Raw genomic sequence first — 15096 nt, forward strand, 5'->3', positions numbered from 1 at the left:
CCCACTCTAAACTTTTGGTTTACACAGACTATAGCAATCACGGTCTACCGGGCGCGCCGGGTGAGGTCGATACTCGACTCCAACCTCAACACACCTTTTGGAGATCGACATGACCACACAGAACCTCAGCGGCAAAGTCGCCTTGATCCAGGGCGGTTCTCGCGGTATCGGCGCCGCCATCGTCAAGCGCCTGGCCGCCCAAGGCGCAGCCGTCGCGTTCACCTATGTCAGCTCGGCCGCCAAGGCCGAAGCATTGCAGAACAGCGTGATCAGCGAAGGCGGCAAAGCCCTGGCGATCCACGCTGACAGCGCCGACGCAGCCGCCATCCGCAGCGCCGTCAACGCCACCGTCGAAGCCTTCGGGCGCCTGGATATCCTGGTCAACAACGCAGGCGTGCTGGCCGTCGGCCCGCTGGAAGATTTCAAGCTGGAAGACTTCGACCGCACCCTCGCCATCAACGTACGCAGCGTATTTGTCGCCACCCAGGAAGCCGCGCGGCACATGGGCGAAGGTGGCCGCATCATCAACATCGGCAGCACCAATGCCGATCGCATGCCGTTTGCCGGTGGCGGCCCGTACGCCATGAGCAAATCGGCGCTGGTCGGCCTGACCAAAGGCCTGGCCCGCGACCTGGGCCCACGGGGCATCACCATCAATAACGTGCAGCCAGGCCCGGTGGACACCGACATGAACCCGGCAAGCGGTGATTTCGCCGAAAGCCTGATCGGCTTCATGGCCGTGGGCCGTTATGGCCAAGTAGAAGAGATCGCCAGTTTCGTCGCCTATCTGGCAGGCCCTGAGGCCGGCTACATCACCGGCGCCAGCCTGACCATCGACGGCGGTTTCGGCGCCTGAACCAACGCTGCGACATCACACCACGCTCCGACCTTGGTCGACACTGACTAACGCCAAGCATCATGCGAGACTGTTCGCCCGGGCCGGGAATGCCCGGGCGTTCTTATGTCTGGAGTTCTCATGACGCTGTCCAGCGGGCTGATCGCCGCCGTTGCCCTGGCCTATATGGCCATTATGTTTGCCATCGCCTTTTACGGTGACCGTCGCCATGCGCCGCTGCCGCCGCGGATGCGTGCCTGGGTGTACAGCCTGTCGCTGGCGGTGTATTGCACCAGTTGGACATTCTTTGGTGCTGTAGGCCAGGCAGCCGAACAGTTGTGGGCGTTTTTACCGATCTACCTGGGACCGGTGCTGCTGCTGGTGCTCGCGCCGTGGGTCCTGCAGAAGATGGTGCTGATCAGCAAGCAGGAAAACATCACCTCCATCGCCGACTTTATCGCCGCCCGTTACGGCAAATCCCAATCCCTCGCGGTGGTGGTGGCGCTGATCTGCCTGGTGGGCGTCCTGCCTTATATAGCCTTGCAACTCAAAGGCATCGTGCTGGGGGTGAACCTGCTGATCGGCGCCAGCGCCGACACCACGGGCACCCGCTCCCAGGACACGGCGCTGATCGTGTCGCTGGTATTGGCGTTGTTCACCATTGTGTTCGGTACCCGCAACCTGGACGCCACGGAACACCACCGCGGCATGGTGCTGGCGATTGCCTTTGAATCCTTGGTCAAGCTGTTCGCGTTTCTCGCCGTCGGTGCGTTTGTGACCTACGGCCTGTACGACGGTTTCGACGATTTGTTCAGCCAGGCGATGCTCGCGCCACGGTTGGAGGAATACTGGAAAGAGACCGTCAACTGGCCCTCGATGGTGGTGCAGACCGGCGTCGCGATGATGGCGATCATCTGCCTGCCCCGGCAATTCCATGTCACCGTGGTGGAAAATATCGACCCCCAGGACCTGCGCCTGGCCAAGTGGGTATTCCCGGCCTACCTGATCCTGGCCGCCCTGTTTGTGATCCCGATTGCCCTCGGCGGAAAGATGCTGCTGCCGGGCTCGGTATTGCCGGATTCCTACGTGATCAGCCTGCCGTTGGCCGAAGCCCACCCGGCGCTCGCGGTGCTGGCGTTTATCGGCGGCGCCTCGGCGGCCACGGGCATGGTGATCGTCGCGAGCATCGCCCTGTCGACCATGGTCTCCAACGACATGCTGCTGCCCTGGCTGCTGCGCCGCTCCAGCGCCGAGCGGCCGTTCGAAGTGTTCCGTCACTGGATGCTGTCGGTACGCCGGGTGAGTATTGTCATCATCCTGCTGCTGGCTTACGTCAGTTACCGGCTGCTGGGGTCCTCCGCCAGCCTTGCAACCATTGGCCAGATTGCGTTCGCTGCCGTGACCCAACTGGCACCGGCGATGCTGGGTGCGCTGTACTGGAAACAGGCCAACCGGCGCGGCGTGTTTGCCGGATTGGCGGCGGGTACGTTCCTGTGGTTCTACACCTTGGTCCTGCCGGTCACCGCGAAAAGCCTGGGCTGGTCGTTCAGCCTTTTCCCGGGCATGACGTGGCTGCATTCGCATCCGCTGGGCTTGTCTGTAACTTCTCTGACGCTGGGCACCGTATTTTCCCTGGCGGGTAACTTCACACTGTTTGTGTGGGTCTCAATGCTGTCCCGCACACGCGTGTCGGAACATTGGCAGGCCGGGCGTTTTATCGGCCAGGAAATCAGCCAGCGGGCCAGCGCTCGCTCGATGCTTTCGGTGCAGATCAACGACTTGCTCAGTCTGGCAGCGCGGTTTGTCGGTGAAGAACGGGCTCACCAGAGTTTTGTGCGCTTCGCCTATCGCCAAGGCAAAGGGTTTAACCCCAACCAGAACGCCGACAATGACTGGATTGCCCACACCGAACGCCTGTTGGCCGGCGTGCTCGGTGCGTCGTCGACCCGGGCGGTGGTGAAAGCCGCCATTGAAGGCCGGGAAATGCAGTTGGAGGACGTAGTTCGCATCGCCGACGAAGCGTCGGAAGTACTGCAGTTCAACCGGGCACTGCTGCAAGGCGCCATCGAAAACATCACCCAGGGCATCAGCGTGGTCGACCAGTCCCTGCGGCTGGTGGCGTGGAACCGGCGGTACCTGGAGCTGTTCAATTACCCCGAAGGCCTGATCAGTGTGGGCCGGCCGATAGCCGACATCATTCGCTACAACGCCGAGCGCGGGCTGTGCGGCCCGGGCGAGGCCGAAGTGCACGTGGCGCGCCGCCTGCACTGGATGCGCCAGGGCCGTGCGCATACCTCCGAGCGGCTGTTTCCCAATGGCCGGGTGATCGAACTGATCGGCAACCCGATGCCGGGTGGCGGGTTTGTGATGAGCTTCACCGACATCACCGCGTTCCGCGAAGCCGAGCAGGCGTTGACCGAGGCCAATGAAGGCCTGGAACAGCGGGTGACCGAGCGAACCCACGAACTGTCGCAACTCAACGTCGCGCTGACCGATGCCAAGGGCGTGGCCGAGACCGCCAGCCAGTCGAAAACCCGGTTCCTCGCAGCGGTCAGTCACGACTTGATGCAACCGTTGAACGCCGCAAGGCTGTTCTCTGCCGCCCTCTCCCACCAGAACGACGGCATGTCGCCGGATGCCCGGCAGTTGGTGCAGCATCTGGACAGCTCGTTGCGTTCGGCGGAAGACCTGATCAGCGACCTGCTGGATATTTCGCGCCTGGAAAACGGCAAGATCAATCCGCAGCGCCAGCCCTTCGTGCTCAATGAACTGTTCGATACGCTGGGCGCCGAGTTCAAGGCTCTGGCTCAGGAGCAGGGTTTGCGCTTCCGCCTGCGGGGCAGCCGTTTGCGGGTCGACAGCGACATCAAGTTGCTGCGGCGGGTGTTGCAGAATTTCCTCACCAACGCATTCCGGTACGCCGACGGGCCGGTGCTATTGGGTGTGCGGCGCCGTCGCGGCGAGTTGTGCCTGGAAGTATGGGACCGTGGTCCCGGGATTCCCCAGGACAAGCAAAAAGTCATCTTCGAGGAATTCAAACGCCTGGACAGTCACCAGACCCGTGCCGAGAAAGGCCTGGGACTGGGCCTGGCGATTGCCGATGGCCTGTGCCGCGTGCTCGGGCACCGCCTGAGCGTGCGTTCATGGCCGGGCAAAGGCAGCGTGTTCAGCGTGCGTGTGCCGTTGGCGCGCACTCAGGTCAGCGCGCCTGCCAAGCCGGCGCAGGAAAGCGGCCAGCCGTTGAGCGGTGCACAGGTGCTGTGTGTGGATAACGAAGAAAGCATCCTGATCGGCATGCGCAGTTTGCTCACGCGCTGGGGCTGTGAAGTCTGGACCGCCCGCGACCAGGCGCAATGTGCCGCGTTGCTGGCCGAGGGTGTGCGGCCGCAACTGGCCCTGGTGGATTACCACCTCGACCACGGGGAAACGGGCACCGAGTTGATGGGTTGGCTGCGGGCGCAATTGGCAGAGCCGATTCCGGGTGTGGTGATCAGTGCCGACGGGCGGCCGGAGATGGTGGCCCAGGTGCATGCGGCAGGGTTGGATTACCTGGCCAAACCGGTGAAGCCGGCGGCGTTGCGGGCATTGTTGAGCCGGCACCTGCCGCTTTAGCCCATGTGGGAGCTGGCTTGCCTGCGATGGCGTTGCCTCGGTGTATGGGGAGGAACGAGGTGTCTGCATCGCAGGCAAGCCAGCTCCCACAGAGACCGGTGACTATTCTGGCAACTGCGCCACGCCGTCTTCATCGGTCATCGCCCGTTCCAGCAGGTCGGCCGGCAGGCTTTTGCTGGCGCGGGCGCCGAGCAGCTTCAGTTGCTCGGTACGGCTCACCAGGTTTCCGCGTCCGTCGGTCAGCTTGTTGCGCGCTGCGCTGTAGGCTTTGTCCAACTGCTGCAGGCGGTTGCCTACCTCGTCCAGGTCCTGGATAAACAGCACGAACTTGTCGTACAGCCAACCGGCGCGCTCGGCAATTTCCCGGGCGTTCTGGCTTTGCCGTTCCTGTTTCCACAGGCTGTCGATCACCCGCAAGGTGGCCAACAGCGTGGTCGGGCTGACGATCACGATGTTGCGGTCGAAGGCTTCCTGGAACAGGTTCGGCTCGGCTTGGAGTGCAGCCGAAAATGCGGCTTCGATGGGCACGAACAACAGCACGAAATCCAGGCTGTGCAGGCCTTCCAGACGTTTGTAGTCCTTGCCGGCCAGGCCTTTGACGTGGTTGCGCAATGACAGCACATGCGCCTTCAGGGCTGCCTGGCCGATCGCCTGGTCGTCCTCGGCGACGTACTGTTGATAGGCGGTCAGGCTGACCTTGGAGTCCACCACTACCTGCTTGTCCCCCGGCAGCATGATCAACACGTCGGGCTGGAAGCGTTCGCCGTCCGGGCCCTTGAGGTTGACCTGGGTCTGGTACTCGCGGCCCTTTTCCAGACCGGCATGTTCCAGCACCCGCTCCAGGATCAACTCGCCCCAGTTGCCCTGGGTTTTCTGGCCCTTGAGGGCGCGGGTCAGGTTGGTGGCTTCATCGGACAGGCGCAGGTTCAGCTGTTGCAGGCGCTCCAGCTCCTTGGCCAGGGAGAACCGCTCGCGGGCTTCGCTCTGGTAGCTTTCTTCGACGCGCTTTTCGAACGACTGGATGCGCTCCTTGAGCGGGTCGAGCAATTGGCCGAGGCGCTGCTGGCTGGTTTCGGCGAAGCGTTGCTCGCGCTCGTCGAAGATCTTCCCGGCGAGTTCAGCGAACTGCGCGCGCAGCTCATCACGGGAACCTTGCAGGTCACTGAGGCGTTGCTGATGGCTTTCCTGTTGCTCGCGCAATTCGGCGCGCAGGGACGCGGACAAGGCATCCAGGCGGCGTAGTTCGGTTTCCTTGGCGGAACGGTCGAGGTTCCAGGCGTGGGCGGCGTCGCGGGCGTTGTCACGGTCGATCTGCAGCAGTTCGACTTCCCGGCGCACGGCGGCCAGATCAGCCTGTTTGGCAGCGTTGGCCTGGCTCAGGTCGCTGATTTCGTCACGGCTGGCGTCCAACTGCGCGGCGAGCCCTTCCTGGGCCAGTTGCGCGGTGGCCAGGCGCTCTTCGAGCAATTCCCAGCCGGCCATTCGCGCGCTCAGTCGGCGCTGAATCTGCCAGCACAGGCCCAACAGCGGCAATCCAGCAGCGGCGAGACCCAGCACAACACTGGTCCAGTCAAAAGCCATAGCGATTCCTGCCGTCACCCGAAAAGAAGAAGGTTAACCAAGCCAGCGCATTGAGGACAGCTCAGTCTTCGATCTGGCCCAGTTCACGCTGGGCGATGCGGTCGCCGGCGCGGGCGGCCTGGCGCAGCAGTTCGTGGCCGATACGGCGGTCGCGGGCATTGCCGCACTCGCGGCACATCAACTGGCCCAGACGGCTTTGCGCCACCACCACGCCAGCACGAGCCGGTTGCTTGAGCAAATGCCCTGCAAAATGTTTGACGTTGGGGCTGTGGCCCAGGCGCGGGCTGTCGAGCAACCACAAGGCAACTTTCAGGGAAAAACGCTTGGGTGCGGTAACAACCTGAGGGCTGTCGGTAACAGAAGGTGATACTGAGCGAAACTTCATAAAGCACTGTGGGACAGAACGGAAGGCGCGCCACTCTACTCTTTTTTTCGTACAGGTAAAGCTGAAAAAAGCCTGCACGCCCGTTCTAGAGCAAGCGCTTGGGACAATCCACAGAAGCTGTGGATAACTCAGTGGACAACCGTTCTGTAAGTCCCGCAAAGGCCCATGGAACGGGGGCCGCAGTCAAACTGACGATTTTTTCACCAATAAAAAAAAGCTCGATTTTTCATTGACTTAAATTTTAGTTGCAGGCACCCGGGCGCTTTGCGGGGCGTATGTCAGTTCAGTTACACAGGGCGCCACCAATGTGCACAACTACCCACTCGCCGGTTATATCAACCGCGTTTTTTGCTCAGGCAGCGGCTAAGGAATGTTACCGCAGGCCCAGGACCCGAAAAGTTTTTTGCCTATCACACTTCCTTTCATCGTTTCAATCCGTTACTATCCGCGGCGTTAGTACCAAGCTGAAAGTCAATTCTGGTCGAACAACTCCCTCACGGCACCGCCGACAAAAAGGGATCGACCACCTCGATGGTTTCCAGGTATCACTTGCGACGACACGGCCTTTGAACAATGCAAAGGGTGTCGCGAAGTTTCCATACTCTGAAAGAACCAACCTGCAAATTGATCAGGATCTTCACCCCGGGCCCAGAACCTTTGCCCCTGTTGTGTTGCCTGCCCTCCTAAGTACCTACCTGCCAGCCCAAGCGCGCCAACTTAATAGCGCTTCAAACTGGCTGCTTTGTTCCAGTCGGGTTCTTCGTTCGATCAATGGTGATCAACGTCACTGGAACGTTTTAACGTTGCACGGTTCTTAACCGTGTCATTTGTAGGAACACCAATAATATGTCCACTCAAATCCACACTCAGGATGCCATTCGCACCCTCACCAACGCTTTTGCACCAATGAACTGCCTGATCATGGCCGCTCGCAAAGGCTGCTTCAGCTTTACCCTGGTCAACGAACACGGCATCGCTCGTCACAGCGAACGCCTGTACCCCGATCAATACTCCAGCGCAGAACCGCTGCAGGCCGTGATCGATCGTACTCGCCAGGCACTGGTTGCCTGATCGACCCGAATCGCTGAAACACAAAAACCCCGGTTAAAACCCGGGGTTTTTTATTGCCTGAAATTCAGGCGCGCTAAGTTTAAATTGATATAAACGATATAACTAAATGATGAAAATATTTTAAAAACAGTCCTTTACATCGTAAATATGACACTACACTTCAACTCAAGCGGCATGATCCGCTTCCGGCGGACCTGAGATCCGATTCACCGCTGCCAAGCCCTTGCTCAGGTATCGCCGATTAATTTCATGGATTGAGGCATTTATGGGCATCGCCGCCAGCGAATTGTGTCGTTATGTGATCCGGCCCACCCTGCTTTACCTGGGTCGCCATAACCAGACGGCTGAATCCCTGCTGCTGGGCATCGCCGCCAGCCAGTCGGCGCTCGGCTCAGCCCTGCACGACCGCCGCGGCCATGGCCTCTACAGCATCACCGAGCCGCGCCATCGCGCGCTGTGGGATAACTATCTGGCGCTGGACCCCGAGCGCGCCAGCCTGGTACGCGGACTCGCCAGCCAGCATGCCTTCCTCAGCGGGCCGCAGCTTGAGCTGACGGTCAACCTGCGTTACGCCACCGCCATCGCCTGGCTGCTGGTGGAACAACACCGCCCACACCTGCCACCGGCCGACGACGTATTGGCGATGGCGCGTATCTGGAAAGAAATATTTCACCCTCAAGGCCGGCTCCGGGATTTCACCCAGGCCTGGCAAACCTGTGTTTCACCCATGAATCACGTCGCCTGTTGACCGGGCGATTTGCAAGATTCGGCTAAAAACGTTGATTTTGGTCGGATTGTCCTACAAAACCGCTCTATCTCCTGTGTTTGAGCCTATAGCGCAAACATAAATTTATTGTTACTTTCCGCAGCGGTGATCACCACGGAGTTCTAATAATGAAAAAAGTAATGCTCAAGACGACACTTAGCCTCGCCGTTGCAATGGCATCCTCCCACGTGTTCGCGAGCGGCTTCGCCCTCAACGAACAAGACGTTGCCGGGATGGGTACCGGTTTTGCGGGACGTTCTTCATCTGCCGAAAACGCAAGCACTGTTTATGGCAACCCTGCCGGTATGGCTCGCCTTGAAGGCCAGCAAGTTACAGGTGGTGTTGCAGCGATTGATGCTTCCACCAACATCAAAGATGTCAGTGGTCGCTCCAGCGGTAGCAATAAAGGCGACATGGTCCCTTTCACTGCCGTTCCTTTCGGTTTCTACACCAATAAACTCAATGAGCAATGGGCTGTCGGTTTCGGCGTCTATGCACCCTTTGGCCTGGTGACTGACTACGAAAGCGGCTTCCAGGGCAAAGCATTCGGCAGTAAGAGCGAAGTGAAGGTCATTACCTTCCAGCCAACCGTCAGCTATGCCTTCAACGACCGGGTGTCGATTGGTTTTGGTCCGACCATCAACCGTATCGCCGGTACGCTTGAGTCCGATATCAACCTGCCAATCGCCGGGACCGGCTCCAACAACGTCAAGATCAAGGGTGATGACACCGCACTCGGCTTCAATGCCGGCCTGCTGGTACAAGCCACTGACACCACTCGAGTGGGTCTGACCTATCACTCGAAAGTGAAGTACAAGCTCGAAGGCCATACCGAAGTGACCAAGGGGGCCAACGTTCCCGCCAGTCTCTTGAACAACGGTCGTTACGACGCTTCGTTGAAGATCGACACCCCTGAATCCTGGGATCTGTCTGTTACTCAAGACCTGAGCGACGCCTGGAAACTCTATGCGGGCGCAACATGGACTCGCTGGAGCCGCCTGAAAGACATCACCGTCAATAACGAAGGCGTATCGGCCGCCGCAGGCAGTGGCGCTCTGGCTCCGCAAATTGTCGGCACCATCAAGGAAGACCAGAACTGGCACGACACCTGGGCCTACGCCCTGGGTACTTCGTACCGCGTGACCAAGCAGGTGGTACTGCGTACCGGCCTGACGTTCGACCAGTCGCCGACCAACAACACTGATCGCTCGCCTCGCATCCCTACCGGTGACCGGACGATCTTCAGTCTCGGCCTGGGCTACGACGTCATGCCGAACATGACCGTCGACCTGGCTTACTCCTACCTCAAGGAAGAACCTGTCAAAGTTGCACGCGCTAACGCACTGGGCCAGTCCTACAATGCCAAGTACGAAAACAGCGCCAACGGTTTCGGCCTGGGTGTGACGTACAAGTTCTGATGTAAAGCGACATAAAAAAGCCCCGCACTCTTGCAAAAGAGGCGGGGCTTTTTAGTGGGTGCCCATCAGGGTTTCGAAGCCACCGCCTCTTCCACCGCCTTGATCAGGTCCGGGCTATCCGGCTTGGTCAGGCTGGAGAAGTTGGCGATCACCTTGCCCTGGCGGTCCACCACGTACTTGTAGAAATTCCACTTCGGCGCACTGCTCTGCTGCGCCAGCATCTTGAACAGATGCACCGCGTCCGGGCCCTTGACCTTCTGTGGTTCGGTCATGGTGAAGGTCACGCCGTAATTAACGTAACAAACCTTGGCAGTTTCCTCCCCGGTCTTGGCTTCCTGCTTGAAGTCATCGGACGGCACGCCAATCACTTCCAGCCCCTGGCCCTTGTAGCGCTGGTACAACGCTTCAAGCCCTTTGAACTGCGGCGCAAACCCGCAGAAGCTGGCGGTGTTGACGATCAGCAGCGGCTTGCCGGCAAAGCGCTGGCACAGGTCGATGGATTCCTTGGCGCGCAGCTTGGGCAACTGGCCTTCAAGCAACGGCGGGCAATCGGCAGCCATGGCGACACCGCCAAAAGCCGCCATCAGAGCGGGTACTGCGAACCAGCGCATCTGCATGTGAGGTGTCCTTGAAAAGTCTCAGACACAGAACTTAACAGATCGCCATGCCCAACTGCATCAATGCCAGGCCGCCCTGTTGCCAGCCCCACCACGCCAGCAGCAGCAAGAGTCCTGCTCCTGCTGCGCCGAGCCAATGCCAGGTCGAATTCATGCCACCCCCATTTGCGCCTGCAAACGTGCCACCGGGCGCTCGCGCACCGGCCAGTTCAGCGCCGCTGCCACCAGGCTCAGGACGATTGCCACCTGCCAGATCAAATCGTAGCTGCCGGTTCGATCATAGACCACCCCGCCCAACCAGCCGCCGAGGAACGAGCCCAGTTGATGGAACAGGAACACGATCCCACCTAGCATGGAAAGGTTTCTGACACCAAACAAGGTCGCGACCGTGCCGTTGGTCAGTGGCACCGTGGACAGCCACAGGAAGCCCATCGCCATGCCGAACAGGTAGGCGCTGGTCTGCGTCACCGGCGCCCACAGGAAGATCACAATCACCACCGCCCGCAGCAGGTACAAACCGGTCAACAAACGGGGTTTGGACATGCGCCCGCCGAGCCATCCGGCGGTATAGGTGCCAAAGATATTGAACAGGCCGATCAATGCCAGCACGGTCGTCCCCACCGAGGCCGGCAAGTGCTGGTCCACCAGGTACGACGGCAAGTGCACGCCGATAAACACCACCTGGAAACCGCAGACAAAAAAGCCGAACGCCAGCAGCCAGAACCCTGAATGGGAGCAGGCCTCACCCAAGGCTTCGCGCAAGGTCTGCTGGCCAGCCACCGCAGGCAACGGTCGATCCTTGAGCATGGTCACCAACGGCACGATCAGCGCCACCATCAGGCCCAGCACCAGCAACGCGGCGGACCAGCCAAGCCAGCCGATCAAACCGAGGGTGCCCGGCAACATGGCGAACTGGCCGAACGAGCCGGCGGCGCTGGCGATACCCATGGCCATGCTGCGTTTTTCCGGCGCCACGGCACGCCCCACCACCCCGAGGATCACCGAGAACGAAGTACCCGACAGGCCAATGCCGATCAGCAACCCGGCACTCAGGGACAGCGACCACGCCGAATCCGAAAGGCCCATGAACACCAGGCCCAGCGCGTAAAGCACACCACCGATCATCACCACCTTAGCGGCGCCGAAGCGGTCGGCCAGGGCGCCGGTAAACGGCTGTGCCAGGCCCCAGATCAGGTTTTGCAGGGCGATGGCAAAGGCAAAGGTCTCACGGCCCCAGCCGAATTCGGCACTCATGGGCGCCAGGAACAGGCCGAAGCCATGTCGCACGCCGAGGGACAACGCGAGGATCAGCGCACTCCCCACAAGGATCCAGCCGCTGGTGCGCCACATCGAGGTCATTTCTTATTCTCCGTTCGCGGGTATATACCCGCTTATCATCGAACAAACTCGCGTCAAGCGAGTTCATCCAGCAAGGCCAACAGGGTTTCGCGCTTTTCGGCGCCCAACTTATCAATCAATTTCTGCTGCGCCGCTTCCCAGGCCGGCAATGCGGCGGCGAGCCGTTCGATACCCGCCTCGGTCAGCAAGACCAGGCGGTTGCGCAAGTCATCGCCCTCCACCAACCGCACCAGGCCCTCGCCTTCCAGCACCCGCAGGTTGCGCCCCAGCGTGCTGCGATCCAGGCCCATGGCGTCGGCCAGGCTGGAAATGCTCGGTTGATCGAGGCGCTGCAGATTACACAGCAAAGAATACTGGGCAACGTTGATTCCGAAGCCGTCGAGAGCGCCGTCGTAATGCCTGCTGACGCCACGAGCGGCGCGACGCAGGTTTGTGCATAAACATTGGGAGGCAAGCATGGAGCGTGTATATACCCGGGATTAATGAAATGCAAGAAAGTGTTACAGCACCAGACTGATCAACACCGCCACTTCCAGCAGCTCCAACAGCGCGCCGGCGGTGTCGCCGGTGGTGCCGCCGAGGCGATTGACCATCAATTGGCGCAAGCCGATAAAACAAAGGGCAGCCACCAGCACGGCAATCCCGCCACTGAAACCGCCGATCAAGATACACGCCAGGCCGCTGAGGATCAGCACCTGTTGGCCGACGATCCGTGGCAAATGATCCGCCAGGGCCTGCCCCAGACCACCGGCGCGCACATAGCGCGTGGTGAGAAACAGCGCCAGCATTGAAGCGCGGCCAATCAACGGTGCGAGGATCAGCGCGGCGCCGTTGTGCTGCTCGATCAATGCCACCAGCGCGGTGAATTTGAGCAGCAACACCAGGCCCAGGGTGACCACCGCGATCGGGCCGCTGCGCGGGTCTTTCATGATGGTCAGGGTGCGCTCGCGGTCACCGAAGCCACCGAGCCAGGCGTCGGCGCTGTCGGCCAGGCCGTCCAGGTGCAGGCCGCCACTGAGCAACACCCACGCGGTCAACAGCAGCGCGGCGTGCAGCAGCAATGGCGCGCCCATCAACACGGCGTTCAAGCCCCACAGCAGTAGCCCGAACAGCAGCCCCACCACCGGATAAAACAGCAACGAACGCCCCAGTTCCTGGGGTTGCGGCATGCCCGGCAAGCGAATCGGCAGGCTGCTGAGAAACTGCAAGGCGATCCAGAACGGCAACATGCTCAGCGTCCTTCCCTTAATACGCCATCCGCCTCGACCTGCAGGCTGAACAGGCCACCATGGCCGACTTCGACATTCAACAGTTGCTCACGCGGCAGGCCTCGCGCCTGGGCCAGCAGCAAACGCATGACTCCACCATGGCTGATCAGCAGCACTCGTTGGCCGGCATAGGCTTGATGCAAGCGGCCGACAGCCCCCAAAACACGCGCGGAGAACTGCGAAACCGGCTCGCCCTGCGGCGGCGTAAAACTGTAGGGATCAGCCCAGAACAGGCCCAGCGCGTCGGCGTCGGTTTCCATCAAGGCTGCAGCGCTCTGCCCTTCCCAGGCGCCGAAGTGCAGTTCCTGCAGATCCTTTTCGAGGGTGACCGGCAGGTTCAGGCGCGTGCCCAACTCCTCGGCAAACCGCGCACAACGTTGCAGCGGCGAACTGACCAGACGCTCCCAAGGGCCCTGCGCCACCACCGCCTCACGCATCTGCTCCCAGCCCTTGGCCGTGAGCGCATCGTCCAGGCTGCCGCGCAAGCCGCCGCCCAGTTCGGTTTCGCCGTGGCGCAGCAGGTCCAGGCGCAAAGTCATGCCGGGCGATCCGCTACGGCTGCTTCGGCGAAGGTCGCCATCTGCCCGTGCAGCGCGCAGGCCAGGCGCAGCAACGGCACAGCGAGCGCGGCGCCACTGCCTTCGCCCAGGCGCAGCCCGAGTTCCAGCAAAGGCTCGGCGTTGAGGCTTTGCAGCACGTGACGATGGCCGGGCTCGGCACCGCGGTGGCCGAACAGCAGCCATTCACGGCAGCCGGGGTTCAGGCGCGTGGCGACCAAGGCGGCGACGGTGCAGATAAAACCGTCCACCAGCACCACGACACCTTCTTGGGCACAGGCCAGATAGGCACCGACCAGTGCGGCAATCTCAAAGCCGCCGAGGTTGAACAGGGTTTTCAGTGCGTCGTCGCGGTCGCCCGTGTGCAGTGCAAGGGCGCGCTCGATGACGGCGACCTTATGGCTGACACCCTGGGCGTTCAGGCCGGTGCCGGGGCCGGTCAGGTCGCTGACCTGGCAATCCAGCAGCGCGCAGGCCAGGGCACTGGCGGCGGTGGTGTTGCCGATGCCCATTTCGCCACCGATAAACAGTTGCGCACCGCTGGTGATAGCGCGGTGCACGCTGTCGCGGCCGGCTTGCAGGGCCAGTTGGCCCTGGGCTTCGGTCATTGCCGGGCCGTTGACGAAGTTGGCGGTGCCGAGACCGATATTCAGGTGGCGGACGCCCGGCAGGTTCAACGTCGGGGTGATGGTGCCGAGGTCGACCACTTCCAGCTTGGCGTCGAGTTGGCGCGCAAGCACGCTGATGGCGGCGCCACCGGTGACGAAGTTGTGAAGCATCTGGCCAGTGACTTCCTGGGGGAAGGCGGAGACACCCTCGGCGACGACACCGTGGTCGCCGGCGAAGATCGCGATCCACAGGTGGTCGACGCTGGGTTTGACCTGGCCCTGGAGGCCGGCCAGTTGGACGGCCACGGCTTCCAGCCGGCCGAGGGAGCCGGCGGGCTTGGTCAGTTGCTGCTGGCGGGCCAGGGCTTGTTCGTGGGCTTGGGTGTCGATCGTTTTGCAGAGGTTGAGCCACCAGGTGTCGGTCATAACGCAGTACCTTTCAAAGTCAGGGGCAGGCCGGCGACGGTCAGGACAACGCGCTGACAACGTTCGGCCAAGGCTTGATGCAGCCAACCGGCTTCATCGACATAGCGGCGAGTCAATTCGCCCAGCGGGACGACACCCATTCCGGTCTCGTTGCTGACAAAAATGATTTCTCCTGGGAGGGTGGCCAGGGTTTGGAGCAAGGCCTCACGCTCTTCTTTGAGACGGTCGGGGTCTTCGAGCATCAGCAGGTTGGTGAGCCATAGGGTCAGGCAGTCAACCAGCAGGCAATGGTTCGGGGTGGCGTTTTCCTTGAGGACACGGGCCAGTTCGACGGGCTCTTCGATCAGGCCCCATTCGGATGGGCGGCGTTCGCGGTGGTGGGCGACGCGTGCGGTCATTTCGCCGTCCAGGGGTTGGCTGGTCGCTATGTAGGTGACGCTTAGGCCGCTGTCGGTGGCGAGTTTTTCAGCCAGGCGGCTTTTGCCGGAGCGGGCGCCGCCGAGGATCAACTGGAGCATGGGTTGTGCCTCTGTTTTTGACTGTGTGTATATCCGTTATTTCGGTAACGGCATCTATTGGTTCCGCTCTTACAG

General features: G+C 61.1%; 14 protein-coding genes. 5 read left to right on the top strand and 9 right to left on the bottom strand.

The genetic code is table 11. From position 1 onward, the window contains the following. Positions 1-109: 109 nt before the first annotated feature. Both HX821_RS21310 and HX821_RS21315 read left to right on the top strand, forming a co-directional pair. Positions 110-856 (top strand): 3-oxoacyl-ACP reductase family protein, encoded by a 747-nt coding sequence (locus tag HX821_RS21310; protein ID WP_177036357.1) that lies wholly within the window; start codon positions 110-112, stop codon positions 854-856. A 120-nt stretch (positions 857-976) separates the two neighbouring features. Next, complete coding sequence (locus tag HX821_RS21315; protein ID WP_003214948.1) at positions 977-4447, top strand: PAS domain-containing hybrid sensor histidine kinase/response regulator; 3471 nt, start codon at positions 977-979, stop codon at positions 4445-4447. A gap of 102 nt (positions 4448-4549) precedes the next feature. On the opposite strand, the gene rmuC is transcribed toward HX821_RS21315, so the two are convergent. Beyond that, entirely contained in the window at positions 4550-5914 is a 1365-nt protein-coding gene (gene rmuC, locus HX821_RS21320) for a DNA recombination protein RmuC (RefSeq protein WP_177036364.1), read from the bottom strand. Between the two features lie 175 nt (positions 5915-6089). Continuing rightward, entirely contained in the window at positions 6090-6413 is a 324-nt protein-coding gene (locus HX821_RS21325; protein ID WP_023659092.1) for a sel1 repeat family protein, read from the bottom strand. 846 nt (positions 6414-7259) lie between these two features. On the opposite strand from HX821_RS21325, the gene HX821_RS21330 reads away from it, so the two are divergent. The 3 genes from HX821_RS21330 to HX821_RS21340 all read left to right on the top strand — a co-directional run bounded on the left by HX821_RS21330 (position 7260) and on the right by HX821_RS21340 (position 9668). Continuing rightward, positions 7260-7484, top strand: coding sequence for a hypothetical protein (locus HX821_RS21330; RefSeq protein ID WP_003214941.1), 225 nt, complete (start codon positions 7260-7262; stop codon positions 7482-7484). Between the two features lie 265 nt (positions 7485-7749). Then, a complete protein-coding gene (locus HX821_RS21335) occupies positions 7750-8232 on the top strand; it encodes a hypothetical protein (protein WP_177036358.1) in 483 nt (160 codons plus the stop codon). Between the two features lie 146 nt (positions 8233-8378). Then, positions 8379-9668, top strand: a complete 1290-nt coding sequence (locus HX821_RS21340) for an OmpP1/FadL family transporter (protein WP_177008960.1) — start codon at positions 8379-8381, stop codon at positions 9666-9668. Positions 9669-9733: 65 nt separating this feature from the next. On the opposite strand, the gene HX821_RS21345 is transcribed toward HX821_RS21340, so the two are convergent. The 7 genes from HX821_RS21345 to cobU form a co-directional block, all read right to left on the bottom strand. Continuing rightward, entirely contained in the window at positions 9734-10285 is a 552-nt protein-coding gene (locus tag HX821_RS21345) for a glutathione peroxidase (RefSeq protein WP_177036359.1), read from the bottom strand. A gap of 150 nt (positions 10286-10435) precedes the next feature. Then, positions 10436-11635 carry an MFS transporter gene (locus tag HX821_RS21350; protein WP_161635735.1) on the bottom strand — a complete coding sequence of 400 codons (1200 nt, stop codon included), beginning with the start codon at positions 11633-11635 and terminating at the stop codon, positions 10436-10438. 62 nt (positions 11636-11697) lie between these two features. Then, a complete protein-coding gene (locus HX821_RS21355) occupies positions 11698-12102 on the bottom strand; it encodes a MarR family winged helix-turn-helix transcriptional regulator (protein WP_177036360.1) in 405 nt (134 codons plus the stop codon). Positions 12103-12144: 42 nt separating this feature from the next. Then, the gene (locus HX821_RS21360; protein WP_003214923.1) at positions 12145-12873 is read right to left on the bottom strand and encodes an adenosylcobinamide-GDP ribazoletransferase; all 729 of its coding nucleotides are present in this window, start codon (positions 12871-12873) and stop codon (positions 12145-12147) included. Between the two features lie 2 nt (positions 12874-12875). Continuing rightward, the gene (gene cobC / locus HX821_RS21365) at positions 12876-13451 is read right to left on the bottom strand and encodes an alpha-ribazole phosphatase family protein (RefSeq protein WP_003214921.1); all 576 of its coding nucleotides are present in this window, start codon (positions 13449-13451) and stop codon (positions 12876-12878) included. After that, positions 13448-14503 (bottom strand): nicotinate-nucleotide--dimethylbenzimidazole phosphoribosyltransferase, encoded by a 1056-nt coding sequence (gene cobT / locus HX821_RS21370; RefSeq protein ID WP_177036361.1) that lies wholly within the window; start codon positions 14501-14503, stop codon positions 13448-13450. Before cobT ends, cobC begins: the two co-directional genes overlap by 4 nt. Beyond that, positions 14500-15021, bottom strand: a complete 522-nt coding sequence (cobU, locus tag HX821_RS21375) for a bifunctional adenosylcobinamide kinase/adenosylcobinamide-phosphate guanylyltransferase (protein WP_177008957.1) — start codon at positions 15019-15021, stop codon at positions 14500-14502. Before cobU ends, cobT begins: the two co-directional genes overlap by 4 nt. Between the last annotated feature and the right edge of the window lie 75 nt (positions 15022-15096).

The sequence above is a fragment of the Pseudomonas sp. B6001 genome, assembly GCF_013386015.1.
Taxonomy (GTDB): Bacteria; Pseudomonadota; Gammaproteobacteria; order Pseudomonadales; family Pseudomonadaceae; genus Aquipseudomonas.

Excerpts from the sequence above, each read along its gene's own strand:
- HX821_RS21310 (WP_177036357.1), top strand. The coding sequence starts at position 110 with ATGACCACACAGAACCTCAGCGGCAAAGTCGCCTTGATCCAGGGCGGT.
- HX821_RS21315 (WP_003214948.1), top strand. The coding sequence starts at position 977 with ATGACGCTGTCCAGCGGGCTGATCGCCGCCGTTGCCCTGGCCTATATG.
- HX821_RS21325 (WP_023659092.1), bottom strand. The coding sequence starts at position 6,413 with ATGAAGTTTCGCTCAGTATCACCTTCTGTTACCGACAGCCCTCAGGTT.
- HX821_RS21330 (WP_003214941.1), top strand. The coding sequence starts at position 7,260 with ATGTCCACTCAAATCCACACTCAGGATGCCATTCGCACCCTCACCAAC.
- HX821_RS21335 (WP_177036358.1), top strand. The coding sequence starts at position 7,750 with ATGGGCATCGCCGCCAGCGAATTGTGTCGTTATGTGATCCGGCCCACC.
- HX821_RS21340 (WP_177008960.1), top strand. The coding sequence starts at position 8,379 with ATGAAAAAAGTAATGCTCAAGACGACACTTAGCCTCGCCGTTGCAATG.
- HX821_RS21345 (WP_177036359.1), bottom strand. The coding sequence starts at position 10,285 with ATGCAGATGCGCTGGTTCGCAGTACCCGCTCTGATGGCGGCTTTTGGC.
- HX821_RS21350 (WP_161635735.1), bottom strand. The coding sequence starts at position 11,635 with ATGTGGCGCACCAGCGGCTGGATCCTTGTGGGGAGTGCGCTGATCCTC.
- HX821_RS21355 (WP_177036360.1), bottom strand. The coding sequence starts at position 12,102 with ATGCTTGCCTCCCAATGTTTATGCACAAACCTGCGTCGCGCCGCTCGT.
- HX821_RS21360 (WP_003214923.1), bottom strand. The coding sequence starts at position 12,873 with ATGTTGCCGTTCTGGATCGCCTTGCAGTTTCTCAGCAGCCTGCCGATT.
- cobC (WP_003214921.1), bottom strand. The coding sequence starts at position 13,451 with ATGACTTTGCGCCTGGACCTGCTGCGCCACGGCGAAACCGAACTGGGC.
- cobT (WP_177036361.1), bottom strand. The coding sequence starts at position 14,503 with ATGACCGACACCTGGTGGCTCAACCTCTGCAAAACGATCGACACCCAA.
- cobU (WP_177008957.1), bottom strand. The coding sequence starts at position 15,021 with ATGCTCCAGTTGATCCTCGGCGGCGCCCGCTCCGGCAAAAGCCGCCTG.